The sequence below is a fragment of the Adhaeribacter pallidiroseus genome, from assembly GCF_003340495.1.
GTDB classification, from domain to species: Bacteria; Bacteroidota; Bacteroidia; order Cytophagales; family Hymenobacteraceae; genus Adhaeribacter; species Adhaeribacter pallidiroseus.
The window spans coordinates 1,938,939-1,964,280 of the sequence record NZ_QASA01000001.1 but is presented as its reverse complement, the minus strand read 5'-3'; the positions used below and the strand labels follow the sequence as shown (position 1 = coordinate 1,964,280).

General features: G+C 35.6%; 22 protein-coding genes. 4 read left to right on the top strand and 18 right to left on the bottom strand.

Annotated features, from left to right (window positions below; genetic code table 11):
- Positions 1-45: 45 nt before the first annotated feature.
- The 16 genes from AHMF7616_RS27925 to AHMF7616_RS07580 all read right to left on the bottom strand — a co-directional run bounded on the left by AHMF7616_RS27925 (position 46) and on the right by AHMF7616_RS07580 (position 16,942).
- Positions 46-600, bottom strand: coding sequence for an O-antigen ligase family protein (locus AHMF7616_RS27925; protein ID WP_394335779.1), 555 nt, complete (start codon positions 598-600; stop codon positions 46-48).
- 38 nt (positions 601-638) lie between these two features.
- Positions 639-1,319 carry a hypothetical protein gene (locus AHMF7616_RS07655; protein ID WP_115372353.1) on the bottom strand — a complete coding sequence of 227 codons (681 nt, stop codon included), beginning with the start codon at positions 1,317-1,319 and terminating at the stop codon, positions 639-641.
- Between the two features lie 72 nt (positions 1,320-1,391).
- The gene (locus tag AHMF7616_RS07650; RefSeq protein WP_115372352.1) at positions 1,392-2,474 is read right to left on the bottom strand and encodes a glycosyltransferase family 4 protein; all 1,083 of its coding nucleotides are present in this window, start codon (positions 2,472-2,474) and stop codon (positions 1,392-1,394) included.
- 553 nt (positions 2,475-3,027) lie between these two features.
- Positions 3,028-3,393 carry a hypothetical protein gene (locus tag AHMF7616_RS26165; protein ID WP_147275630.1) on the bottom strand — a complete coding sequence of 122 codons (366 nt, stop codon included), beginning with the start codon at positions 3,391-3,393 and terminating at the stop codon, positions 3,028-3,030.
- Positions 3,394-3,914: 521 nt separating this feature from the next.
- Positions 3,915-4,982, bottom strand: coding sequence for a glycosyltransferase family 2 protein (locus AHMF7616_RS07635; protein WP_115372349.1), 1,068 nt, complete (start codon positions 4,980-4,982; stop codon positions 3,915-3,917).
- 53 nt (positions 4,983-5,035) lie between these two features.
- Positions 5,036-5,821, bottom strand: coding sequence for a glycosyltransferase family protein (locus AHMF7616_RS07630; RefSeq protein ID WP_147275629.1), 786 nt, complete (start codon positions 5,819-5,821; stop codon positions 5,036-5,038).
- Positions 5,728-6,372 carry a glycosyltransferase family protein gene (locus AHMF7616_RS07625; protein WP_115372347.1) on the bottom strand — a complete coding sequence of 215 codons (645 nt, stop codon included), beginning with the start codon at positions 6,370-6,372 and terminating at the stop codon, positions 5,728-5,730. Before AHMF7616_RS07625 ends, AHMF7616_RS07630 begins: the two co-directional genes overlap by 94 nt.
- Before the next feature lie 150 nt (positions 6,373-6,522).
- Positions 6,523-8,442 (bottom strand): asparagine synthase (glutamine-hydrolyzing), encoded by a 1,920-nt coding sequence (gene asnB, locus AHMF7616_RS07620; protein WP_115372346.1) that lies wholly within the window; start codon positions 8,440-8,442, stop codon positions 6,523-6,525.
- Positions 8,443-8,458: 16 nt separating this feature from the next.
- A complete protein-coding gene (gene wecB / locus AHMF7616_RS07615) occupies positions 8,459-9,502 on the bottom strand; it encodes a non-hydrolyzing UDP-N-acetylglucosamine 2-epimerase (RefSeq protein ID WP_158546118.1) in 1,044 nt (347 codons plus the stop codon).
- A 4-nt stretch (positions 9,503-9,506) separates the two neighbouring features.
- Positions 9,507-10,640, bottom strand: a complete 1,134-nt coding sequence (locus AHMF7616_RS07610; RefSeq protein ID WP_115372344.1) for a glycosyltransferase family protein — start codon at positions 10,638-10,640, stop codon at positions 9,507-9,509.
- A gap of 162 nt (positions 10,641-10,802) precedes the next feature.
- Positions 10,803-12,020: a glycosyltransferase gene (locus AHMF7616_RS07605; protein ID WP_147275628.1), complete on the bottom strand. Its 1,218-nt coding sequence runs from the start codon at positions 12,018-12,020 to the stop codon at positions 10,803-10,805.
- A gap of 4 nt (positions 12,021-12,024) precedes the next feature.
- A complete protein-coding gene (locus AHMF7616_RS07600; RefSeq protein ID WP_115372342.1) occupies positions 12,025-12,744 on the bottom strand; it encodes a class I SAM-dependent methyltransferase in 720 nt (239 codons plus the stop codon).
- The gene (locus tag AHMF7616_RS07595) at positions 12,698-13,996 is read right to left on the bottom strand and encodes an oligosaccharide flippase family protein (RefSeq protein ID WP_115372341.1); all 1,299 of its coding nucleotides are present in this window, start codon (positions 13,994-13,996) and stop codon (positions 12,698-12,700) included. The genes AHMF7616_RS07600 and AHMF7616_RS07595 overlap by 47 nt, the downstream gene beginning before the upstream one ends.
- Before the next feature lie 149 nt (positions 13,997-14,145).
- Positions 14,146-15,165: a Gfo/Idh/MocA family protein gene (locus AHMF7616_RS07590; protein ID WP_115372340.1), complete on the bottom strand. Its 1,020-nt coding sequence runs from the start codon at positions 15,163-15,165 to the stop codon at positions 14,146-14,148.
- A 67-nt stretch (positions 15,166-15,232) separates the two neighbouring features.
- A complete protein-coding gene (locus tag AHMF7616_RS07585) occupies positions 15,233-15,814 on the bottom strand; it encodes an acyltransferase (protein WP_115372339.1) in 582 nt (193 codons plus the stop codon).
- Between the two features lie 3 nt (positions 15,815-15,817).
- Complete coding sequence (locus AHMF7616_RS07580; RefSeq protein ID WP_115372338.1) at positions 15,818-16,942, bottom strand: DegT/DnrJ/EryC1/StrS family aminotransferase; 1,125 nt, start codon at positions 16,940-16,942, stop codon at positions 15,818-15,820.
- Positions 16,943-17,156: 214 nt separating this feature from the next.
- On the opposite strand from AHMF7616_RS07580, the gene AHMF7616_RS07575 reads away from it, so the two are divergent.
- The 4 genes from AHMF7616_RS07575 (at position 17,157) to AHMF7616_RS27045 (ending at position 21,065) form a co-directional block, all read left to right on the top strand.
- Positions 17,157-18,173 carry a hypothetical protein gene (locus AHMF7616_RS07575; RefSeq protein ID WP_115372337.1) on the top strand — a complete coding sequence of 339 codons (1,017 nt, stop codon included), beginning with the start codon at positions 17,157-17,159 and terminating at the stop codon, positions 18,171-18,173.
- A 275-nt stretch (positions 18,174-18,448) separates the two neighbouring features.
- Positions 18,449-19,597, top strand: a complete 1,149-nt coding sequence (locus tag AHMF7616_RS07570) for a Gfo/Idh/MocA family protein (protein WP_115372336.1) — start codon at positions 18,449-18,451, stop codon at positions 19,595-19,597.
- A gap of 350 nt (positions 19,598-19,947) precedes the next feature.
- Positions 19,948-20,625 (top strand): fatty acid desaturase family protein, encoded by a 678-nt coding sequence (locus AHMF7616_RS27050; RefSeq protein WP_233507390.1) that lies wholly within the window; start codon positions 19,948-19,950, stop codon positions 20,623-20,625.
- Entirely contained in the window at positions 20,565-21,065 is a 501-nt protein-coding gene (locus tag AHMF7616_RS27045) for a fatty acid desaturase family protein (RefSeq protein WP_317047591.1), read from the top strand. The genes AHMF7616_RS27050 and AHMF7616_RS27045 overlap by 61 nt, the downstream gene beginning before the upstream one ends.
- Before the next feature lie 993 nt (positions 21,066-22,058).
- On the opposite strand, the gene AHMF7616_RS07560 is transcribed toward AHMF7616_RS27045, so the two are convergent.
- Positions 22,059-23,645 (bottom strand): glycoside hydrolase family 32 protein, encoded by a 1,587-nt coding sequence (locus AHMF7616_RS07560; protein ID WP_233507388.1) that lies wholly within the window; start codon positions 23,643-23,645, stop codon positions 22,059-22,061.
- 613 nt (positions 23,646-24,258) lie between these two features.
- Positions 24,259-25,137, bottom strand: a complete 879-nt coding sequence (locus AHMF7616_RS07555; RefSeq protein ID WP_115372335.1) for a carbohydrate kinase family protein — start codon at positions 25,135-25,137, stop codon at positions 24,259-24,261.
- Positions 25,138-25,342: the final 205 nt, after the last annotated feature.

Sequence of the window (25,342 nt, the reverse complement as noted above, 5' to 3'; positions counted from 1 at the left end):
CCAGATTATCTGATTTTCAAAACAAGAATTTTTTAGAGCATAAATTTAATTTAAGCCACTAATTTTCTTAGAATAGTACTTGAAATAAGGCATATTAAAAGCTAGTAGAGAATTGAAAAAACTATAAAATACCACACCTTTCTGCGAGTTTAGAGTTGATTCCGTAAGAGAAGTTAAACAAAAGATAAATAAAAAAGAAAAGTAAATGATATTATCATACTTAAAGCTAATTGTAAGGGGCATTATAAGTATAATAATCAAAAGTATAAAGCTGAAAACACCATTTTTAGACCATATTTCTAAATATGCATTATGTGTATTGTAACTATCTTGATACATTAAAGAGCTGAATTTAGAATCTTTATAGCACTTATTTAAATAATCTTGAGAATCTCCCGTTCCAACCCCAAATAACCAATTAGCACTAATTAGTTGATAAGCACAGTTAATAATCCCTACTCGTATATTAGTAGAATTATGCTCCATTCCGGTTGGTGCTTTTAATGTCGTTTCTGTGGTTTCTTTGAACCTTTTATTCAAATAAGGATTATTATAACTTATGTATAAAGTACTTATTACCACTGAAAAACTAATAGCAATGCCCCAATAATATTTTTTCTTTAAAGAGTATTTAGATATTAAAAAATAAACAACAATAGCCCAGCTGCTAATGGCATCCGGGCCGAAAGGAGAAGTGCTGTAAACACAAAATAAAGGATGATTAGGAATAACACCGTAACTGCTGTGTATACCCGCTTTTGTAAATAATACTTAATCAATTCAATAATCGAAATTGTTGAAAATAGGATATATAAAGTCAGATACGTAGGTCTAATAGGTAAATATTTTACAAAATTATCTCGAAAATGACCTTGACTGAAGGTTAAATAAAAATCATTAACTAGTAAGTAATTTTTGTAAAAAAGATAATAACATACCCCTGTAGATAGCAGCAAAGTAACTAAAAGGGTTATAAAGATAGATCGTTTTAAGTTTTCACTAACAGTTGTAGTACTTAACAACAATGGGCAAAATACCAAACTAAAATCTCTTACCAATAACTTAGTACCCGTAGTTAAGTTACTGGTATGGAGCATACCTAATACATAAATCACATAAATACTTATCAAAAGCAAAACAAATTTATTTGTAAATGCTTGTGCTAAGCGTATTTTAAAATCGGGAGAAAATATCCAATTGATAATCAATAAAATTAAAAAAATACTATTAAATTTTGCATGATAAGGCAAGGTAAAAACATATCCTAATATTCCAGTTTGGAAAACTATATCATGAAAAGTACGTCTTTTAGCTAACATCAAAAAAAATTTTTATACTAATATCAACTCGGTTATTAAGAATAGTATTTTTTAAAAAATTATATCAATAAGTTAATTGATTAACAGTTTCAAAACAATTTGTTCATATTTCTGAGCCGAATTAAACCAATTAAACTTTTCGGCTTGTATTTTACCCTTCTGCTTCATCCTATTCTTATTTTCAGGATTACTGAGCAAAGTAGCAATTTTTTCTGCTAATTGAGAACTATCGTCGGGGTTAAAATACAATGCTGCTTCACCGCAAACTTCTCTAAAAACAGGTATATCTGAAGTAATTACAGCACATTGCAAGGCCATTGCTTCCAGGTTTGGAATGCCAAAACCCTCATAAAACGATGGATAAACAAATACTTGAGCATGTTGGTATAATAATGCCAACTCTGTATCAGAGGTATCTTCTAAAAAAATGATATTTGAGTTAGCCTTTATTAAAGCAAAAAGGTTACTTTCTGCAAATACTTTGTATTTCCGGCCAACTAGGCAAAGCTTAAATCCGGGTAGTGCCAGCTTTACGTAAGCATCAATCAAACACAAAAGATTTTTCCGAGGATCTACCGAAGCCACACTTAATATATATTTTTCCGGAATATTTAATCTGTTAGTAGATTGGTTTGCCTTAATTTCTAAATTATTTGAAACAGCGTTATAAGCTACGGTAATATGATGCGCGGGTATACCTATTAATTTATTGATTTCCTTCTTTGATGCTTCACTAACCGTAAAAATGTGTAAGGCTTTTCTACTGATTTTAGGTATCAACCAATTATAATATATTGAAAAAGGTTTAGAAAACCATTGTGGATTAACTTTGAATGCCAAATCATGTATGGTAATAATATTTTTATCAAAAAATAAAGGAGCCGTATTAGCTAGATTTAATAACAATACTGCTCCACATTTTTTTAAAAATAATGGTAACTCTATCTGTTCCCAAACATGTCCGCTATAACTACCGAAAGTAATAACCTCTAACTCTTCGGCAATTAACTGGTGTATGATGGCCTTTGGTGCAATAAAATTAATACCTGGTATAATTTTTTTTAATTGTTTAGAAATCTCAATGGCAAACCGTTGTACGCCGGTAATGGGTTGCGTAAGAAAGCGGGCATTTACATAGATTTCCGGAAATAGCATACGTATCTAAGTTGTTTATTTTCACCAGCAAAGTATTATTATGCTACATTTTTCAAACTGCTTTCCCCTGGAAATTTGATCACCGGTACTAACCAAATAATGGCAATCATTATCCAGTAGTATTGAAATAAAAACTGCTGGTAAAATATACCTTGCAAAAAAAATGAAATACCTATTAAGATGTAGTTTATGTTTTTACGCAATTGTTGCATTAATAAGGTAATTAGAGGAATACTCAAAAACAAAAAGTACAATATAAACCCGATGACACCGGTTTCAAAAAATATGGTAATTAACTCTGAATGAAAATTACCATATTTACTATTCGGAAAAAATTTCTGAGTATAAAGAAACGATGAACTGAAGCCATAGCCTTTAATAAAATGCCAGGAATCATGCATAATTCCATTAATAGCTATTTTAAATAACCCGGCATGAATGCTAGTTGAATTATCCTCATTGAATAACCTAGCCTGCACTCCCTTTACAAAATTAGATGCAAGGTTTGTATAAAATATTACATATAAAATTCCGATCAAAAAGAAAATAGAACCTAAAAAAACTTTTTACTTATTTTAGTATTGATACTAATTCGGGGTTTATTTAAAATAAAATTAATAGCTTTGTCAATAACCAGAACAAGTATAAAAGCCATAATGGCACTTCTGGATAAGGTAAGCAAAATAAGCAAAGCCATGTACTTATTGTACTTAATATTTACTTTAAACTGGCGGTTTAAAACAAACAGAAAAGTTAAAAAATAACCACCGATATTGGGGTCATATAAACCACCAGTTAACCTAGGGAAATAGGTACCAATGGTGGGCGGATTTAAAATCATAATGCCAAAAGGCTCCACAAAATCTCCCCCAAAAGTTCCGATCAAAAACAAATAAAGTTGCGTAAAAGAAAATATCACGTAAATGTAAAATGAGTACTTAATAAACTTTAATAGTATCTTTTCTTGAGTAGTAGAATGATAAAATAATAGTAGAAAGCAGCTGGTGGAGGAAGTAATAATAAAAAATAAAATGATTCTTTTTACCTGTAAAAGGTCTTTCAAATCAACTAAGGAAAATAAAAACCAAGCACATAGTAGTATTTGAAATAAAATAAAATAACATACATTCCGATGTACGTTAAACTGCCTCTTAACTGACAAAATAATGAGCGTATACGGAATCAAAAACAGAGCAATTACCAAAGAAGGCTGCATCAAAAAGCTAGATTTACCCGCAAATAAATCTATGCGTTGAATTCCAGCAGTTACTAAAAATAAAAGTAACATTTTATCTATGAACCGCATGTAAGTTATTTTACTGAAATAATTATCTGGCCCATATTATTCAATTTTCTCCCCATTTATAACCTGTACTTTTATCTTTATAATTATTTCTTACTGCTTGTAAAAGCGTTTAAATTGTAAGAGTTAGTAATTTACTATTTGCTTCCACGGTAATGCTGGTAAGGATTCCATAAAATTCCTATAATCATTTTAATTCGGTTTAGCTGCTTTCTTTTTAACCGGTTAAAAATTACTGGTATATATCCTAAGTAAACCAAGGGCAAATATGGCTTAAAAAATCTTTGAGAAATTAGAATTCTGTTTCTAAGGTTATAAAAATCCGCGATTTTACTCTTTTTGCCTGTACTATTACCAATACTGGCGCTTTCTTTGTGATAAACTTTACAATTAAGAAAAGAAATAATAGACAAACCCTTTTTGTGAGCTCGTTGGGTCCAATCCAGTTCTTCAAAATACAAAAAATAATCTTCTTCCATAAGCCCCACCTCTTCAATGAACGCTTTTGTTACCACCATTGATGCTCCAATGGGATAATCAACGACTGCTTTTTCCGAATAAATGCTTTTTAAACTTTTATCGTTCGTGTTTTCTAATACATGACTGGTTAACCCTGACCATTTATTATAATTTCCACCTATGCCCTGCAATAATTCAGGCTGTTCATAAAAAAGTAATTTAGTACCAATTATTCCATAATTTTTCCCAACTAATTCTTCTTTTTTTATAAAATTTATTATTCGGGTTAAGGCTTCCTTATTCACTACTGTATCATTATTCAAATACCAGAAATAATCGGCGTCTCCCTGATGCAAAGCAAAAGTAGTGGCTTTATTATTGCCGCCGGCAAAACCTAAATTTGCATTAGATTGAATCAAAATTAATTTCTCCCTACCCGTAAGGTCTGTCTCATTTGTCCTATTTAGCTTATTGTAAAATAAAAAGGAAATAGGTTTAGCAACGGGGAAAGAATCAATGCCGGTTTTCTGGTAAAAATTTTTATTAAAGGAAATTGCCTGTGATCCATTGGCCCAATCCTGAATACGAGTACAAGAATCGTTTTCCGAATTATTATCAACCACTATCACTCTATAATTAGAATATGTAAGTTTAAAAATACTTTCTAAACATTCTAAGGTGTCTTGCCAACGGTTAAAATTAACCAGAATTATATAAACTTTTGGTTCATTGGGGTTAGGTAACAATTTTAGGAGTGATGCTTTATAGGGTGAGCCGTATTAAAAAGAATTTTATATGATTAGACTGTTACAAGTTTAAGCATTTTGTCCGCTAAGGCTGCCCTTTCAAATTGTTTTAAATAAATGATATCAGTTTGGGGTTTTTGCTTTTCCGGAGATTTTAATAAATGCAATAATTCTTGCTTTAACAAATTAAGATCTTCCCCAAATAGAATACCGGCTTTGGCCTCCTTAATTATTTGGCCTACGGCCGAACAATCGTCTACGTCAATTGCCCAAATAAGTGTGCCGCTAAACAAATATTCGAATATCTTACCTGTTAAAATACCAGGTGTTTTATTCTTATCAAACCCCAGAAACAACAGAACGTGCGCCTCAGATTGCATTTTCAAAATTAACTCTCTCGACAAAAAGCCCCCATCTTTGACCCAAGGTAAAATTCTCATTTCTTCGGCCTGCTGCATAACCCTGCTATTATCCGGGCCACAAAATAGTACTTCTAAGTTTTTTAAGAGCGGAAATGAATGCCTATCAGCCGCAAGTAACTGTATTGCTTCAAATAATAAGGTTGGGCTCATTTTTCCGGTATAAAAGGTTCCGGTATGGATAATACGAACTTTATCCTCTCGAAAAATTGAACCTGCGGGTAAGGTTTTTATTTCATCTGAATCAAACCCATTTTGAATAACCTCAATGCGCTTTTGGGAATATTTATTTTTTAAAGTCTCGACTAAAGGCGCACTTACGGTAGTTACAACATCCGCCTGACTGATGATTTTTTCTCTAAATACTTTTCTGCCAAAGTAAACGGAAACATGCCTTTGTAAATATGATTGTCGGTCCATAAATCCCGAAAATCAGCTATCCATTTCTTAGTTAGGTTTTCTCTTTTTAATTTCAAAGCTATTAAATGACAGGCATAAGGGCCGTGGGTACTCACTATTAAATCCCAGGGGCCATTTTCCCGTGCCCAGTGAGTAGCAGGTTTTATCCACAAATCCATTATATCGGGCATCCGGGCTGTTAAAAACAAGCCGCGTTTCCTTCGCCACTGATCCATTAACAGTAACTGGTTGTTTTTATTCGAAATTGGCGGAGTGGTATTAGAGACTTTTGCCTGATCCACAACGTAATGTTCCCTAGTAGCTGATTTTAAGGAGTTTTTCTTTTTATAAACTGATTTTATAGAATAATAAATAGCACTGAAATCTACCTCGTTTACATTAAAGCCACTCCTATTTAAATGGTTGGCCTCTGGCTTGTTTTTATCTTTGATGGTGGTTAACACCTCCACCTGGTTTCCCGCTTTGGCCCAATACTTAGCCCAGGAGTAAGGCCTAAGGGAGGCAACAGAATTTTCCGGGGGGAAATATTTTGAAATAATTAAAATTTTCATCCTTTAATTTTACCCTTAATATTACCGGATTATCCGAATTATACCTTTTTTTAATTTTTATAGTTGAAATGCTGCTACCAAAATTATTTTAATAAAAATCTAATGTACTTCCTTTCATAAAATATACACGGATGTTTGCACAAGTAAGACTTATACCGCTACCTGCTGCGGTACAGCTAAATTTTTATTCAACAAACTGGCTGCCATTAAATATTTCCAGGCAATGGCATGATCTAAATTCTTTAAACCTTTATTTTTTAAAATTCTGGCTTTTTGTTCATCTAGTATTCGATGCTGTACCAAACTATCCACCGAATAAATTAGCTGTTCGGTTAATTTATTATTTTGCAGCCATTTTTGCTGCGGGGGTTCATAGCCGATTTTATCAACTCGCCAGCAAATTTCTTTGGGTAATAAATCTTCAAACGTATGGCGCATTAAATATTTTGTCCAGCCCGCATTTATTTTAAAGGAAGCCGGCAAGGTAAATAAAAATTCCACCAGTTCATGATTTAAAAAAGGTAGCCTTACTTCCCTAGAATGAGCCATCGAGTTTCTATCGGCATATCGCAACAACTGTTCTAGGCCATGCACCCGCGTGCTATGGTATAAAACTGCGTTCAGGTTATTCGTATCAGCCGAGTCCTGGAAAGCGGACTGCCGGTATGTTGCGGCAAAATCAGTTTGTAATCCTATCCGGTTATCTAATGGATTTATTTTCCGGTAAATGGTTTTCAATTGCTTTTTTACTGGCAACGAAATTTTACTTTTCAGGCTGGTTTTCCAGTTACGGTTTTGTTTATCAGCACTATTAATTAAATTATGCTGGTGAAGCTTTTGGTAAGCTTCCCACTGCTTTTTAAAGTTACTTTTATTTGCTTTTTCGAGTTCATTAAAATAAGCTAAAAAGTAGCCATGATAACCACCTAAAATTTCATCTGCTCCTTGGCCATCTAATAACACCGTTACTCCCTGGTGCTTGGCAAGTTCAAAAACTTCGTACTGAACGGCAATACTGGCTGAGCCAAAAGGCTCCTCTTGGTGGTAAATGATTTTATCCAGATTAGCCAGCATAGAATGCTCTGTTGGCTGAACAAAATGTGGATCAACATGCGTATGATCGATAACCATTTGCTGGTAAACACTTTCATCCTTCAGAAAACCTGGAAACTGCGCGGAAAATGTTTTCCGATTAATCTGCTGCTGCTGATCCAGATCATCCATAACGGACACAACTAAAGAACTATCTAATCCTCCTGAAAGACTACTGCCTACCGGCACATCGGAACGTAATCGCCGTTTAACCGACGTATAAAACAGTTCCTTGAACTTCTGAGTTGCCCCATCTAGGCTGATAGCTTCATCTGTGTTCAAGTAATCAATATCCCAATATTCCTTTTCTACAATTTCGAGAGTATCGATATTTATATAGATATAAGAAGCTGCCGGTAAGCGAAATATATTTTTAAAAAAAGTAACTTTTTTATCTCTAATATCTTCTAAAAAGCCAGCGGTTAAGTAATTATAGAGCATTGTAGTATTACTCTCACGCGCTACACCCGCCGCCCACAACGCTTTCATCTCTGAGGCAAAAAGGAAACTTTGTTTATCTTGTATAGTATAGTAAAAAGGTTTCTCCCCGAATCTATCCCGGGCACAAAACACGGTTCGTTCTACCTTGTCATAAACTGCAAAAGCAAACATTCCATCTAATTCTTGTAAGCATTTCTCCTTCTTTTCATGATAACAAGCCATTAGAACCTCCGTATCGGAGGTAGTTTTAAAATGGTAGCCTTTCTGAATAAGGCTGGCTTTGAGCTCTAAGTAATTGTAAATTTCGCCGTTAAATACAATGGTATATCTGTCAGCAAAATGCATTGGCTGATTAGCAGATTCAGATAAATCTAAAATAGAAAGCCTTCTATGCCCAAATCCAACTCTTTGATCATCAGCCAACCAATGCCCCTCTCCATCCGGTCCTCGGTGCGCGATAGAATCTGTCATATTCTTTAAGCGCTCCCGAGAAACTTTATTTGGATTCAAACTTACTATTCCGGAAATCCCACACATAAGCTAGCTTAAATAATTATATATTTTTAAAAATTGTTTCAGCGATATATTCTGCTGCTGTTCCTTCGCCATACACATTGGGGATATAAGTTCCACAAGGATTGTTTATAACTTCAGGGATACTCTCAATATCTTCAAACACAAGTGTGTTCCAGCCATTTTGTAAAGTTTCTGACCACTCTGTTTCGCTTCTTAAAGTAATGCATTTCTTTTTTAACATGTAAGCTTCTTTCTGAATACCCCCACTATCCGTTAAAACACAAGCCGCAAATTTCTGGTAAGAAATAGATTCTAAATACCCCACCGGGTCTACAAAATGGATGTTAGGGAAATTCTCGGGTAATATAGCGTAAGTTTTGAGTCGGCTTATAGTTCTTGGATGAACAGGAAAAATAACCTTCTTATCTAATTTATTCAAAGTATGTAATATTCTATTCATCCGACTCTGATCATCTGTATTATACGGGCGATGCAGTGTAACAAAATAATAAGGTAAATCAAAAAGTAGGGTTGTTTTATCAATTATCAATTGTAAGGCGTCGCACATCACATCACCACAAAGAAAAACTCCTTTACGGTCTGGCTTTTCCTTCCTGATGTTATCTACTGCCAATTGAGTAGGACAAAATAATAAATCCGCGAATTCATCCGCCACAATCCTGTTAACTTCTTCTGGCATTTTCCGATTATAACTTCGCAGTCCTGCCTCGATATGCACCAGCGGAATATGCATTTTAACAGCAATCAATGCACCCGCTAGTGTACTATTGGTATCGCCGTAAATTACAATAGCATCCGGCTTTACCTTTGTACATACTTCTTCAATTTTTGTCATTATAATACCCGTTTGCTCTCCTTGGGGTTTACTTCCCCCAATATCAAACATAAAATCAGGAGCAGGAATATTTAACTCATTAATAAACACTTGGCTCATATTAGCATCATAATGCTGACCCGTATGAATGGTATAGGCGTTAAAATATTGTTGCAATTGAAGTTGCACCGGTGCATGCTTTATAAACTGAGGGCGTGCTCCTACTATAGACAAAATTGTTTTCAAAATATTATATTTCCTTTAATGCATCTACCAACCTATTTTGGTATTGCTGAGCAGATAAACAATAAGCTGCTTTATGGACATTTTGTTTATACCGGTTAATAGCTGTTAAATCTAATCTTTTTATAGTTTCAACTAAAGATTCAGCCGTATAATCATCACTTACTAATCCTAGATCGTGTTCCTCTACAATTTTTTTCATCTCTACTGAGGGGCTCACAACAAGACAAAGCCTGGCCTGTATAAATTCATAAAATTTATTTGGCAAGGCAATTCTATTGTTAAAACTTACCGGCGGCAGATTATACAAGCCAATATCGTATGTATTAATAAAAGGAACAATCTGGTTATACGCAACCGGTTTGATGAACCTTATGTTAGATAAATTTCGAGAGTAAACCTGAAGTTCTTCATAATACAAAGGATCAACCGGCACTAACATTAAATCTAAATGAAAAGAGTTCCCCAACATTTTTACCGCATCAATCATTAATTCAATTTTACGGGTTTTGTTAGCAATCCCATGATGAATAAGCCGAATCAAACTCGCATAATTATTTAGTACAGGATTGAGATCGGGATAATAGACCGCCGCATTAGGTATAACAATTGAACTTTTATTAAATTCTTCCTTACACTTTATGGCAATACTTTCACATACATTAATCAAAAGGTTAACTTTAGGCAATGTGTTTTTATAAAGCTGATAGTAATATTTACCCCAAAAGTTCAACCATTTAGTATTCTCATCAAATTCTAATGGATGGTACTCGTGTGCATTATAAATAAGCTTGAATAATGTTTTTGGAAAATCTACTAAATAAGGGAGATGCGTAGGGTCATGAGCAATTACAAAGTCAGGTTTAATTAAATATAATAATTTTTGAAACCGCCGCTTCGTCAACCATAAAGGTAAGAGATATCTCTTACCAGTAAAAATTTGATAAACCTTTGTAAATACTTTGTCAGGAAATGGTTTATCAATTGTTTTAACAGCGTAATATTTAATACTTGCATCAGGAGGAGGAGTGGCTCCAATTGCTACAATATTATAAAATGGCTTTAACGCCTCAATTTCTCTAATCATTCTTGGCCCATTATGAAGAGGAGCAGAAGCAATTACCAAAATGGTTTTTTTCATAATTATGTAGAAGAATAAATTAGTAAGATTTTCTTAACATGGCTTAAGAGAAAATAAACTTATTAACTGGTTTGCCATATTAAATGAATACGTTGCTGCTTCCTAATTTAAAAATTTAACAAAACAATAATTAAATCAGAGAATTATGTATATTACTCACTTCTATTTATCAATAACGCTTTCATATACCTCTAATAATCTTGGTATAACACTTTTTTTTGAAAACCGATTTTCAAAATCATTCCTAATTTCAATTGCATTGTAACTATTATGGTATTCCATTATAAATTGCATTTTAGTAGCTAAATCCGGGATATCTCCCACTTTAACTAAAACGCCATTATTCTTATTAATTATACATTCAGGCCCTCCTGAATAAGCTCCTATTACGGGTTTTCCACACGCAATTGCTTCTGCATAAACAACTCCAAATGTTTCTATAAAGCTTGGTAAAACAAAGGCGTCACATGTTTGATGTTCCCTTCTAACCTCTTCACGGCTTAACAGACCTAACCATTTTACATGTTCTGTAATCTTTAACTCCGCAGCAATGCTTTGGTATTCTTCTAAATAGTCGCCGTCTCCCCCAATTCTAGCACAAAAGGGCCGATCAACGTTACTAAGCAATTTTTGAACAGCATAAAGCAGTTCTTTTATTCCTTTACTGGGATCCATACCTCCCAAACAGAAAAAAGTAAACTTTGAATTAGATAAGTTTTGACTAGAAATTTTAAAAAAATCTTCATCAATAATATTAGGAATATAAACAGGTTCAGGAAGGTTGAAACTTTTTATTCTCTTACTTAAACTTGGACTTACCGCAATAATTCTAGCAGCATTATTTAACGAATCAAATACCTCATTTTGCAAAGAACCGTCTGGATTTAATAAGTGAACAAAAGGAAATGGTGCCATGTGTTCCGTGATAATATAAGGAATCTTATATTTTTCGGAAAGTTGCTTCGCTAAAAAACCAGCCGGAAAGCTAACATGCGCATGAATCACATCCACTTTCCCTTGATTTCGGATGAAATCTTTTAAATTTACATCATTAGCCTCTACTATTCCCTGAAAGTTTCCGTTTTTAATTCTTTTTGACCATAATATAACGGGATTGTAGTATTCAAAAAGATTGTCTTTTACTTTCTTGACTTTTTTTTTCTGAGCTATTGTATATAACGCTTTAGGTAAAAATTTATTTAGCAGTAGCAAATCTTTAGCAACCCATTGTAAATTTTTATCGGATTGGCCCCATAAACTCACACCTATCTGGTTGGACATACTATAATCAGCTAAATAAGCAGCTTGCTCCTGAAAAAAAATACCAGATATGGGAAGCGATTGGCAAGGATACCAAGAGGGAATAATAAATATATTCATGCCATTACTTCTGGGCTGTTGCAATTATGCACCAGCCATCAACTATTCCTTTAGAAAATGGTCGAACTATTAAAGCTAAAAAGTTAATAAATAATGCGGCTAAATCTCTTCGAATCCATATTTTAGGCAAAGTTCCTCCCTTTGTGATATTAATTTTTTTAAAACCTTCTTTTGTTAAAATAAGGTTAAGTTCCCAAGGTGTTATAGGAGCAATATGCCCGTAAGCTAAATCAGGCTCATCAAATTGAAAAAACTGACCAGATAATAAAAACTTGAATCTGGATATCCAGGAAGTAATGTTTGGAGTAGAAATTATTAAAAAACCCTTTGGTTTAACAAGTCCTTTCAACAACCGGACATATTCCCAAGGATTTTCAATATGCTCTATTACTTCAATACCTAAAACTAAATCAAATGATTCGTGGTATTCCGTTTTAAATCTTTCTACTTCTTCTTTATTATTAAAATCTACTTTATGAAACTCTACTGTTTCACACTTAAAGTCAAGTGGATCTACATCTACTGCGATTAACTTATATCCTAAATCATGTAAACGAGCAGATAGCGCTCCTTGGCCTGCCCCAAGATCAAGAATACGGGAACCCGGAGGCAGAATTTCTTCAACTTTTTTAGCTATTTGTTGATGTAGGTTTAAGTCAGCTCTTATAAGTAAATTATTATAATACTGCAGTTTTTTTTCTCCAATTAGAATATTTTCTGCCATAATAGGAATACATGATAAAGTTGTATATAAATATTTGAATGATTTCAAAAATTGTAAAAAGTATTAAACCCAGCATAAAATCTTTATACACAAATCCTATATACAAAGCAATGGGCCGGTAAACCAGCACGGCTAATCCAAAAATAAGATTAACCCTTTGTTTTTTTAAAACGATAAAACCCGTGCTTGTGGGAGAACTTATAAAGGTCAGAAATAATAATGGAGAAATTACCGAGGCAATATTCCCTGCTAATTCCCATTTACTACTAAATACAAAATTAAAAATCCAACCCCCAAAAAAGAATAATATGGTAAAAGGAATGATAGATAGTAAAGCTAAAAAAAGCCAGGTTCTCAAAAACACTTTTCTACTGTCTTTCTTTTCTAAATAAGAATCGTTTAATTTTTTATAAAATACTTGTCCGATATTAGTTCCAACCAAGATGATGGGTAAACTTAAAATTCTATAGGCGAAAGAATAATGGCCAGCTAATTGGGATGAAAAAAAATAAGTTATAAAAAAAAGAGGTGCTTGTTGTGACAATGTATCTAAAAAAGAGGTAGGAGCCGAAAAAAGTGGGAAGTCTTTGTAATGAGAAGCTACTTTCTTTATTACTCTATTCTTTACCAACCTAAAAGTAACTTTATAGGATTTTTTAGCAGTATAAAAAAGATATATAAGGCTCAAAAAACCACTTATAATGTTCGCGTAAATTAACCCTAAATTACTTTTAATCCATATACCATTTGATATACTAATTGAACTATTTAATACATTCTGCAAGACTTTAGAAAAAGCTATTGCGGAATAGCTATTTTCTCGGTTTAAAGCATACAGCAATATCTGAATGGAACTGACGATAACTGCGGTTACAGGTATCCACAGAATAAAGTTTGCTAAAGCATCAGAATTACCAGTATTTAATTTGTAAATTATGGATACAACTGTACTTATAAAAAAAAATAATGCAATTAAAATAATGCAAATATTGATTAAAGTGTTAGCTACTAACTTAGTTTTAGCTATAACAATTGCAAAATCATATCTTAAAGTTGAAAATATTAATATAATGGAAATGATACTGCTAAATAAAGCAAATTCCCCAAATTGAGCGGGACTATATAACCTTGAAATGATAGGTGCTGAAAAAATTGATAGTAACTGAGAGAATATTGTTCCCCCACTTAGCTTTAAAACATTTTTTAAAAAATCGGAAGATTTTAAATCTTTAAAAGTATGGATATTCAGCACTCTTTATTTTCTTAGTAAATACTTCTTTAATTTTTAATGTCAATTATTTTAATATTGCTTCTCCTAAAGCATTCATTTAAATAACAGTAACTAAAGAAGCATTTAATAATTTTTAAATTTAAAGTATAGATTTAAATAGGTATTGGTATCTATTTTAAATTATAAATTCTTTCTATCATATCAACTACTTTTAAACCCTCAAGTGCATTCGTAGTAATGGGAGCTCGTCCTTTTAAAACATCTACTACGTTTTCGATTACATAATGATGGTTCTGGGCAGACCCTTTATAAGCGCCATAATCATTCCCGGGATTGGTAGGCGCTAAAACCGGCATTTCATAATCTTTTAGATGACAATATTCTACTTCGTTCATATATTGGCCACCAATCTTCACACTTCCCTTTTCGGCAATAATAGTCATGCTGCTTTCCAGGTTTTTATTCCAAACGGCCGTGGAGTAATTAATGCTGCCCATTCCGCCTTCTACAAAATCAAAACTAACAAAACCAGAATCTTCAAATTCTGTGGAGTGCTGGTGATTAAAATCGTTAAACTTGGCTTGTATGTTTTCGATATCGCCAAATAACCAATACATTATATCTATAAAATGCGAGAACTGGGTGTATAAAGTACCTCCGTCCAATTCTTTTTTACCATGCCAGCTATCTGGTTTATAATACCGGTCATCGCGGTTCCAGTAACAATTAAGTTGCACCATGTAAATCTGCCCCAATTTTCCGGATTCTACCATATCTTTAATCCAAACCGATGGCGGTGAATACCTGTTTTGCATAACAGCAAATAAATGCCGGTGCATATTTAGGGCCTTGTAAATTACTTTTTCAGCATCCAACTTTCGCAATGCCATCGGCTTCTCTACCACCACATGCTTTTTAGCCGCAAGAGCTTGTAAAGCTTGTTCGGCATGAAACCCGTTGGGGGAACAAATACTTATTACATCAACCTCAATACCGGAATTTATTAATTGTTCTATGCTCTGGTAAAAAGGGATCTTATAACCTTCTATATTTAGCTCGGCAGGATCCTTTACATCAATTAAGGCTACCAACTCAGATTCATCGTTTCTGATTATCATTTCGGCATGCCGTTTACCAATATGGCCACACCCAATAACTGCAAATTTTATCTTTTGGTCTTTCGCTACCATTATGTATTTACTGTTTTTTCTCTAAGAGTTATTCCTAATAAAAAGGGTTGCATTCCAGAAGTTAAACTTATTTAATTCTTCTAACGGACCCAGCCTCCAGCACATACTCTTGCGCACTCTCCGGACAAACAGCAATATTATCTGCATTAAACTTTAAACGGTGTCCGAATTCACTCATCCAGCCAATTTGTTTAGCCGGGTTACCTACTAGCAGCGCGAAGGATGGTACCGACTTAGTAACAACCGCTCCGGCTCCTATAAAGGCATAGGCTCCAATATCATGTCCGCACACAATGGTAGCATTAGCCCCTATACTTGCTCCTTTTCCTACTTTGGTTGTGGCATATTGATTGCGGCGATTAACTGCGCTACGAGGATTAATTACATTGGTAAATACCATAGACGGACCTAAGAACACATCATCTTCGCAAACGACCCCGGTATAAACGGATACATTATTTTGAATTTTAACATTGTTGCCCAAAATAACTTGGGGCGATATTACTACATTCTGCCCAATATTGCAGTTTTGCCCAATTTTACAATTAGGCATTATATGAGAAAAATGCCATATTTTAGTTCCTTTACCAATAGCACATCCCTTATCAACGTAGGCAGATTCATGCTGAAAAAAATCTTTTTGATCCATTTGCTAGTTAAAAAATGCAGTGATATTGGCAGTTATATATTCTAATTGTTCTTGATCCAGCTCCGTATGAATGGGCAAAGATAGCACCTGGCCGGATATAGATTCGGATACAGGAAAACTTTCGTTGGATACATTGTACGCTTTGTAAGCATTTTGCCAATGTAGCGGCAAAGGATAATAGACCATCGTCGGAATTTCTTTTTCGGCTAAATAATTCTTCAACGCGTCTCGTTTTTCTGCTAATACTTTAATGGTATACTGATGAAAAACATGGGTAGAAACCGACGAACGGTATGGTATAACTATTTGCGGAATAGACTTTAATGCTTCATCATAATAAGCAGCAGCTATTCTTCTATTATCAATATAATTATTTAAAAGGGGTAATTTTTTTAAAAGTATGCCTGCCTGTAAAGTATCTAACCGGGAGTTTATGCCAATTACATCGTGATGGTATTTAACTACCTGGCCATGATTGGCAATTACTTCTGCTGTTTTTGCTAATTCATCCTTGTTCGTAAACAAGGCTCCCCCATCTCCGTAGCAACCTAAATTTTTTGAAGGAAAGAAAGAAGTAGTGCCAAACGTACCGATTGTACCGGCAAACTGCTTATTATTACTGAAATAATATTCTGCCCCAATGGCTTGTGCAGCATCTTCTATCACGTCTAAACAATGATCGGTCGCTAATTGCATGATTGCCTCCATATCCGCACATTGCCCAAATAAATGTACTGGCACTATAGCTTTAGTTCTAGCACTTATTTTTTCTTTGATTTTGTTAGGATCTATATTAAATGTTAATGGATCCACGTCTACAAAAACGGGGCGTAAACCCAACAGGGCAATCACCTCGGCAGTAGCCACGTAAGTAAAAACCGGCAAAATAATTTCATCACCAGGTTTATACCCCAAAGCCATCATGGCAATTTGCAAGGCATCAGTCCCATTAGCGCAAGGAATAACCTTTTTAACCTTATTAAAAACTGCCAATTGTTGTGCAAATTCTTTTACTTGAGGACCGTTGATAAAATTAGAATTATTAATTACTTCGAAAATAGAGGCATTAATATCGTCTTTAATTTTTTCATACTGCGTTTTAAGGTCGACCATTTGGATTAGGCGCATAAAAAATAGGTTATTAATATATATTTATTATCAAGTAAATTGTATACAATAATTTTACGAAACTACTCTGGGGATTTATGAAAGAAAATGCTAATTAAATAGTATTTCTAAACTCACTTAAGCAATCTGTTTTTTAAATTTTGATGCAGGAGGTCGCAAATTTATAAAGATTTAGATGCAAAATTTATAAATTTGAACCTTATTTAAACGCTATATGGATTATTCAGAACCTAACTTGAATAAGAAAAACCCTGAAAACAATGATGAAATTGATCTTAGCAAACTGTTAAGCGCTGTTGGTAAAGCTATTACTGCTTTAATTAAATCTGTGGTCCGGTTCTTCTTTTTAGCCATTGACTCCACATTTGCTAATTATAAAGTAATTACTTCCCTTATTATAATCTTCGGATTATTAGGAATTGGTTACCATCTGAATGTCAAGCCTTATTATGAATCTAAAATGACTTTAAATTCAGCATATTACAAGGGTGAGTTTTTAGGCAATTCTATTCAAAATTTAAACAGGCTTTGCGGCGAAGGAAACTATAGAGTTTTAGCAAATCTATTAAAAATAAATCCGGAAAAGGCCAAAACACTGCGTAAAATAGAAGTTGAGCAAATTATCTCTCCTAATATGCAGATGTTGATTGATCTTTACAAAAGTAACGAAGGAAACCAGCGCCGACTAGATTCTATTATCCTTAATCACAGTGATTCTACTTTTCAGATTATGGTGCAAGTTTACGATACCACTACGCTGGTAGGGCTAGATACTACCCTGGTAAACTATATTAAAAATAATAAATTCGTAAATAAACGGATTGCTATTGAAAGGAAAAATTTGCTTAATCGCCGGGCAAAACTCATCAGAGAATCTAAAAATCTGGATACTTTGAAAAAATATATGGCTCAAAGTTATCTCACGAGAGGTACCGGCAAAGAAGGAACTAACGTAACATTAAACGATAAAGAATCTGATCCGATAAATGTCTACCGGGAAGATTTCCGGCTTTATGATCAGCAGTTGCAAATAGACCGTTTATTGTTTATTAACTCCGAAATAGAAATTATCGACCGGTTTATTACTTTTGGAAAACCGGCTAGTGGTACTCTGGAAAAGCATGCGGCTAAAGGGGCTATAATTGGCTTGTTGCTTGGCCTACTTTATGTTTTTTACCTTATTTTACGCGATGGTTTAAGAAACCTTCGTACAGCGGTACAAGAAGAATAATTTTAAAATTTTAGTAACAAGTAAAATTTTTTAGTTTTACTAGAAAGCCGTTAGCCTCAATTTGGTTAACGGCTTTTTTGTTGATTAAGAGGTAATAAACCTGGTTATTGATTTTAAACTTTCAATAGGATCTCCGTTTTAAAATTATTTTTTTAATTCAGGCTGTTTGGCCGAGATAAATCCTTATTTAATATTTTCCAATTTAAAAATTTTTGTTCCCATTCAAATGAAAAGAATATATTTGAAGATTCGTACCATTCCTCACTTAAACAATTATGAAAAAAATTAAAGTAGGTGTAGCGGGTTTAGGCTTTATTGGTCCCGCCCACATCGAAGCGCTGCGCCGCCAGCCGGATATAGAAGTTATAGCGATTAACGATTTTAGCGAAGAATACGCCCGTTCGAAGGCCGATAGCTTAGGCATTGCGAAATCGTACGGTAATTTTGATAGCATGCTGGCTGATCCGGATATAGAAGTGGTGCATATTTGTACGCCTAATTTTCTGCATTATCCCATGGCGAAAGCCGCGTTACTAGCGGGCAAACATGTAGTATGCGAAAAACCTTTAGCCAATACGGTAGCCGAAGCTCAGGAATTAGTAGAACTGGCGGCCCAAACAGGATTGGTGAACGCTATTCACTTTAACCTGCGTTATTACCCCTTAATCCGCCACATGCGCACCATGCGGGTAAAAGGGGAACTGGGCAACGTACATTCGGTAATTGGTTCGTATTTACAGGACTGGCTTTTTTACGCTACCGATTATAACTGGCGTTTGGAGCCGGATAAATCCGGCGAATCGCGGGCAATTGCCGATATTGGATCGCACCTGATTGATTTGATAGAATACATTACCGGCTTAGAAATAACCGCTGTAATGGCGGACTTTGCGACGGTACACCCCAACCGGAAAAAGCCCACCAAACCGATAGAAACTTACTCCGGCAAAATGTTGCAGCCGGAGGATTACCAAGAAGTACCCATTACTACCGAAGATTACGCTACCGTCATGATCCGGTTTAGCGATGGCAGCAAAGGAGTAGTAACTGTAAGCCAGGTATCAGCAGGACGCAAAAACCGTTTAAGTCTGGAGATCTCCGGCTCGAATCAAACTGTTTCGTGGGTTTCGGAGTCCCCGAATAATTTGTGGATTGGTAAACGCGATAGCGCCAACGAAATGCTGATGCGGGATCCCGCCTTGGTGCACAAAGAAAGTGCGGCCTTAATCTCCTTCCCCGGTGGCCATAACGAAGGTTTTCCGGATACTTCTAAGCAATTATTTAAGGAGGTATACGCGGCAGTCAGAGAAGGGAAACAACCAACCGAGCCGAGTTACCCTACTTTCGCCGATGGTTTACGCGAATTAGTCTTATGTGATAAAATTATAGAAAGTAATAAAAAGCAAACTTGGGTTCAGGTTTAGCTAATTCATAGATTAAAAACAAAGCCTACTTCACTTCAGAGTAGGCTTTGTTTTTCAAGGGTTTTGAATTATCCATGGTGTTTAAATTAAATTTTTAATATTACCTCTGGTTAAACAAACAATAATACATTGATAAAGAAACCAGTTAGCTTATAAAAACGTAATCAATACCGATTAACACTATTTTGATTATAGCTCGATCCTTTTTTAAAACTTTTTCATTCAAAAATTTAACATCCTATTAAAAGGTATTTTGCTGTTAAAGCCAGCTTGTTTGTGCTTTATAAGTTGCAGTAATGTATTTCTTTCTAATTAATTCCTTAATTACTTTACTTTGCAACTAACTTTTTATGTCGTCAAAAATTAAATTCACGAACACTCATAAATCTACCTTTTTTGCTACTACTCGTTTACGGGTTGAAACCTATTTTAAAGAAAATTCTATTTCAAAATATGCTAACACAGCTATGTGGGGTAAAGCAATTTTTTACTTAACGGGTTTTGTTGCATTGTACTTATTGGTGATTTCAAACTATTTTTCTCTTTGGACCATGCTGGGCTTTACCCTTTTACTGGGAGTATTTAGCGCCTTTGTTGGTTTTAATGTTTGCCACGATGCTATCCATGGTTCTTTTTCTTCTAATTCCAGGGTAAATAAAGCTTTTAGCTTTTTATTTAATTTAATAGGGGCAAGTCCTTATATCTGGAATATATCGCATAATGTAGTGCATCATACGTATACTAATATTCCGGGTCACGATGAAGATATTGAAGTAGCACCAGGTCTGATCCGGATCTCGGAAGAAGAAAAAGTAAACAAAATCCAGCGTTTTCAACATTTGTATGCTTTTGGTCTCTACAGTTTAGCTTCTCTATCCTGGGTGTTCCGCAAAGATTACGTTAAGTTTTTTCAAAAAAGATTGGGGAACATCCCACGGATAATCATCCTAAACGAGAATACTTTAACTTGTTTTTTTTTAAAGCCATTTATTACTTTTTGTTTATTGCTTTACCTCTGCTGGTTTTAGATATAACCTGGTGGCAATTTGTTATGGGTTTTATTGGTATGCACCTGGCCGAGGGCTTAACCATGGGATTAGTATTTCAGCTGGCTCACGTGGTTGAAGGCACAGATTTTCCATTACCCAACGATCAAGGAAATATTGAAGAAGCTTGGGCAGACCACCAAATGCGCACTACCGCAAACTTTGCTACTAACAGCAAATTGGCCGGTTTTTTACTAGGTGGCCTTAACCGGCAAATTGAACATCATTTGTTTCCAAAAGTTTGTCATATCCATTATCCGATAATTTCTAAAATTGTAAAACAAACAGCTCTGGAGTTTGATTTGCCTTACATCGAAAGTCCTACTTTTGTAGCCGCATTAAAATCTCATTACCGGATGCTGAAGAAGTTTGGCCTGGAAGCGTATAAAAAACAATCGGCCTTGGTTCGAGTACCGGTGTAGTGGGTAGTTTTTAGCTTCGCGTTGTTCACTTTTATTGTACTTAAGATTCTACTATTTAACCCCAGAAAGTGCTCCTTTAATTAAAGGATTTGCTCTCAAGAGTTTGTTTTTTGTATCTATAAGCTGTGTAAACTAAAAAAGCTTTCCTAATCATTTGATCAGGAAAGCTTTTTTAGTTTACATTTTTTTTAAATCTTTCTCTAAAAAAGAGTCAATACGTTTTCTCTGGTGGATTTGGTATCATAAATACATGTCGGCAATCTGTAGCCACTCGGCGGCTTTAAAAAATCAGAACCAGGATGCTTTGTTTTAACTGAAGCGGCACAATCTATGATTTTTCCGCCTTTGACCCTGCTGCGGTTTTTCGTTGCTCGAAACACTGTAGTAGTTGTAATTTATTGCTGAATTGATAGGGTTCTTTGATGTTTGGTGAGCCCCGAAACTGTTTACATTATTCTGGAACCAGATGCTAATTAGAGCCTATATTTTTAGAAGACATTTTCCTTACTCCTTAAACACGCTTTAACCTGCGTAAAACAATAAACAGCATGCTGAATGAAATAGTTATCTACCTGACTTAGCCACCAGCTATTTACCTAGAACTTAAACCTTAACTATTGCAGGTTATACAGCTTTAATGCAGTAATCCACCCCTCAATGGTTTGCGTAAGCTGCCACATTAAAGTTTCCCTTTCGTGAAAAATTAGATTTTTTAAATTTTTTGATAAGGCTGAAGCGTTCAATCACTCATTTTACTTTTTATTCTGAAAGGATCACCCTTAAAACCAAAATACAGCTAAGGCCATATAATGCCTTTTGTTTTAGTAATTTTTAAATTTTCAAGGGTCAGGCTGCTACATTTTAACTATAATTCTAATTTTAGTAATTTTGTTGTTTCAAACAGTTCAAAAATTAAGGACATAGTTAAGCAAGTTACTTGAATGTTTGCGACAAAATCAGAGGGTCTATTCCAGATAATAAATTGAGTATAATTTATTTCCAGATAGACTCTAACGAATACGCTTGGCTTTCCAACAGTCGTGCAGAGCCCTGGGAGCTAATTTCGAGGTGAGTAAAATCTTCCGTCGGAAAGAAAATATCCGTCATTACCAGCTGGCCTTGGTTAGCAAAAACCTCTACCGACGCTACATCCAGAAATAAATGCAAATTTAATTTGCCATTTTGCAGGATTAGCGGGGCAACATGCTTTTTGGCAAACCTCGGCTCAAAGTTACCATTACCGGCAGAGGTACGATCAATAAACAACTGTTTGTTGGGCACCGAGTAACCTATGTGTACGTACTCGCCTTTTGCATTAGAAAACTTCAGAACTACTCCTGCGCTTTTAGAGACGTCAAAATTTAAGTTTAATTCGGTTAATGGAGTTTTTAAGTTGTATTGCTGACTTACGTTTATTGGCGAAGATATTTCCTGGGCTTTTATGGTTTTTGATTCTTGCCGGAGTTGCTGCAATTCTTTAACCGGAGCACTGGCTAACCGGATACCCGCCGGCGTATTTTTTAAAGTTAACTCGCGCGCCACAGTAGTGGCACTGCGCCAATTTTGGGTGGGCACTTTATTCGCATAATACCAGTTACTCATCCAACCCATAAATAAACGCCGGCCATCCTGAGCCGGAACATTAGACCAAGTTACCCCGGCATAATTGTCGGCGCCTTGGTCTACCCAAAGGGTGGTGGTAGGCGGATTGCTATTTTTAAATTCTTTCCCGTTAAAATCGCCGATAAAGTACTGCGTAGCGGAGCCTCCGTTGGGTCCACCAGGGTTAATACTCACAAATAACACCCATTTCTGCTGCCCTTCTACGGTAAGCGGAAACAAATCGGGGCACTCCCAAACACCGCCATGCGCCCCTACGTTTCCTTTGCCAAATTCACTTAATAATTGCCAGCTTTTTAAATCAGCAGAACCGTAAAAATGCACCCGGTCTTTCACGGCTAAAGTCATAATCCATTTTTTAGCCGGAGCGTACCACGAAACTTTGGGGTCGCGGAAATCGCTGATTCCCGGATTAGGTAGTACCGGGTTCCGGTGGTACTTAACCCAGGTGCGGCCTTTATCGGTGCTATAGGCCAGACTTTGCACCTGCTTTTCGGTTTTGGGGTTATGGTGGGTGAAAATAGCTATGATTGTTTTTTCATCTCCTTTCTGAAAGCCCGCCGTATTGTTTTCGTCTATCACGGCGCTGCCCGAAAAGATGTAACCCAAACTATCGGGGTATAACGCAATAGGTAAATTTTGCCAATGCACCAGGTCTTTACTTACGGCGTGGCCCCAATGCATGGGTCCCCACACGGTACTATCGGGGTAATGTTGGTAAAATAAATGGTACTCACCCTTGTAATATACCATGCCGTTGGGGTCGTTCATCCACATGTGGGGGGGCGAAAAATGGAACTGCGGCCGGTGCTGTTCGCTGTAAGTACCGTCTTCCCTGAGGCTCCCGGAGGCTTCTGTTTTTTTGGCGGTAGACTCGCTATTATTTTCGGTAGTTGCTGACTTAGAATTGCAGCCATATAGAAAAACGCCCATTACTAAGCTTAAAACAAGTTTTTTCATATAAGATGAGTCGTAAAATTAAAGATTAAAGAAGCGGGTATTCTGTTCAGAAATTTAAATTTCTGAGATTTTAAAATTTCCTTATTGATGATTACGAAACGATGTTCAGCTTAGAAATAACATAAAGACTCTATTCTTGATACGCCTCTACTCCGTATAGGTGCCTACAAACTATCTGTATGAAGCACCACAAGAATAGCCAAGGCAAAAAAGAAAAAAGTAGATCTATTAACTAGCACTAAGTAAATGTAAGCTGGTTAGCCATCAAGCACTTTCAACAGGGAAATTTTTAAATTTTATTAGACAAATTACCTTCTTTTAATATAACGGGCGCCAAAAATACGGCTATTTGATTTAAAACTTTCCAACTAAGCTGCCAGCCGGCATTCAAGCCCGTCTTTCCTTTAAACTTAAATACCTTTAACCAAGATACTTACTCCCGGGAAAGTCTCTTCCGAAACGGGAGAGACTTTCCCGGGGACATTCATGTTGATTTGGGCGCACACAATTGGTGTAGCCCAAATCAACATAAATAAGTACTAGATTCTTTTCGTTTGTTGTAGGTTTATTGTTAGAAATAAAAAGTAAGTATTCCGGATTAGAAAGCCTGGTTCTAAGCAAAGTTGGCCTCCAGCAGCAAGGGGTCGTAGGTGGGAGTAGCACCTTTACACGAAGCCACGTAAGCACCTACTAAACAAGCTTTTCTCAAACATTCGGGTATTGGTAGCTGCTGCAGGTGGTTACTCAGGAAAGTGGCCAGGAAGGAATCGCCGCTGCCAATAGTGTCTTCTACCTTCACCTTATAACCCGGATGTTCCCAAAAACCTTCGTTGGTTAAAACGGCTGCTCCATTCTCGCCCCGAGTTAAAATCACCATTTGCAATTTAAATTTCTGCCGAACTTGCTCCATTTGTTGTTGTTCGTTTCCAAGTTGCCCAAGCCAGCCGGTAACTAGTTCTAATTCCTGGTGGTTCATTTTTACAATGTCTGCAAAGTGCAGCAAGTGTTCTATTCGTTCCGGGGTGAAGTGGGGTGGGCGCAGATTTACATCAAAAACTTTTAATTGGGCCTTGGGTAAATATTGCAGCAGCGTATCGCGAGTAGTGGGGCTGCGGGCCGCCAGGCTGCCGTAAACAAAAACATCACTTTGCGCTACTTGTTTGGCTACATTTTCATCGTATTGAATATAATCCCAGGCAACCGGCTCTACAATATTGTAAGTTATTTCGCTTTTATCATCCACATTCACTTTTACTACGCCGGTTAAATGGGTTTTCCCAATCTGGATAAATTCGGTAGAGACTTCTTTTTTTCTTAAAAAATCTAAGAGCGCTTCGCCTAAATCATCGGTGCTTACCCGGCTAATAACAAGTGAGTTGTAGTGATTGTATTTTAAATGAATGGCTACATTCATAGGGGCTCCACCGGGCAGGTGGCCGCTGGGCAGCATGTCCCATAAGGTTTCGCCGAAACAAATAATTTGGTGCATCATGTGAGTAAAAGCTAATTTTTTTAAATTTTATAATAATTATATGGCGCAGCATGAACGTAGCTAGAAAAAAGCAGCGTGGTATTAACTATAAAATGCAAACTGAATTTATAAATGTTGCGTTTACTTAGCGGAACTTTAGCAAAAACAGTTTGAATAATTTTCTGCTGCATACTCCCACTTAACAATACCATTGTACTGCCTTTTT

What these genes read in the sequence shown, in the direction of transcription:
- AHMF7616_RS07655 (WP_115372353.1), bottom strand. Translation starts at nt 1,319, where the DNA reads ATGTTAGCTAAAAGACGTACTTTTCATGATATAGTTTTCCAAACTGGA.
- AHMF7616_RS07610 (WP_115372344.1), bottom strand. Translation starts at nt 10,640, where the DNA reads ATGAAAAAAACCATTTTGGTAATTGCTTCTGCTCCTCTTCATAATGGG.
- AHMF7616_RS07625 (WP_115372347.1), bottom strand. Translation starts at nt 6,372, where the DNA reads ATGAAAATTTTAATTATTTCAAAATATTTCCCCCCGGAAAATTCTGTT.
- AHMF7616_RS07605 (WP_147275628.1), bottom strand. Translation starts at nt 12,020, where the DNA reads ATGAATATATTTATTATTCCCTCTTGGTATCCTTGCCAATCGCTTCCC.
- AHMF7616_RS07600 (WP_115372342.1), bottom strand. Translation starts at nt 12,744, where the DNA reads ATGGCAGAAAATATTCTAATTGGAGAAAAAAAACTGCAGTATTATAAT.
- AHMF7616_RS27050 (WP_233507390.1), top strand. Translation starts at nt 19,948, where the DNA reads ATGTCGTCAAAAATTAAATTCACGAACACTCATAAATCTACCTTTTTT.
- AHMF7616_RS07575 (WP_115372337.1), top strand. Translation starts at nt 17,157, where the DNA reads ATGGATTATTCAGAACCTAACTTGAATAAGAAAAACCCTGAAAACAAT.
- asnB (WP_115372346.1), bottom strand. Translation starts at nt 8,442, where the DNA reads ATGTGTGGGATTTCCGGAATAGTAAGTTTGAATCCAAATAAAGTTTCT.
- AHMF7616_RS07585 (WP_115372339.1), bottom strand. Translation starts at nt 15,814, where the DNA reads ATGGATCAAAAAGATTTTTTTCAGCATGAATCTGCCTACGTTGATAAG.
- AHMF7616_RS07590 (WP_115372340.1), bottom strand. Translation starts at nt 15,165, where the DNA reads ATGGTAGCGAAAGACCAAAAGATAAAATTTGCAGTTATTGGGTGTGGC.
- AHMF7616_RS07580 (WP_115372338.1), bottom strand. Translation starts at nt 16,942, where the DNA reads ATGCGCCTAATCCAAATGGTCGACCTTAAAACGCAGTATGAAAAAATT.
- AHMF7616_RS07630 (WP_147275629.1), bottom strand. Translation starts at nt 5,821, where the DNA reads ATGGACCGACAATCATATTTACAAAGGCATGTTTCCGTTTACTTTGGC.
- AHMF7616_RS07650 (WP_115372352.1), bottom strand. Translation starts at nt 2,474, where the DNA reads ATGCTATTTCCGGAAATCTATGTAAATGCCCGCTTTCTTACGCAACCC.
- AHMF7616_RS07555 (WP_115372335.1), bottom strand. Translation starts at nt 25,137, where the DNA reads ATGATGCACCAAATTATTTGTTTCGGCGAAACCTTATGGGACATGCTG.
- AHMF7616_RS07560 (WP_233507388.1), bottom strand. Translation starts at nt 23,645, where the DNA reads ATGAAAAAACTTGTTTTAAGCTTAGTAATGGGCGTTTTTCTATATGGC.
- AHMF7616_RS07570 (WP_115372336.1), top strand. Translation starts at nt 18,449, where the DNA reads ATGAAAAAAATTAAAGTAGGTGTAGCGGGTTTAGGCTTTATTGGTCCC.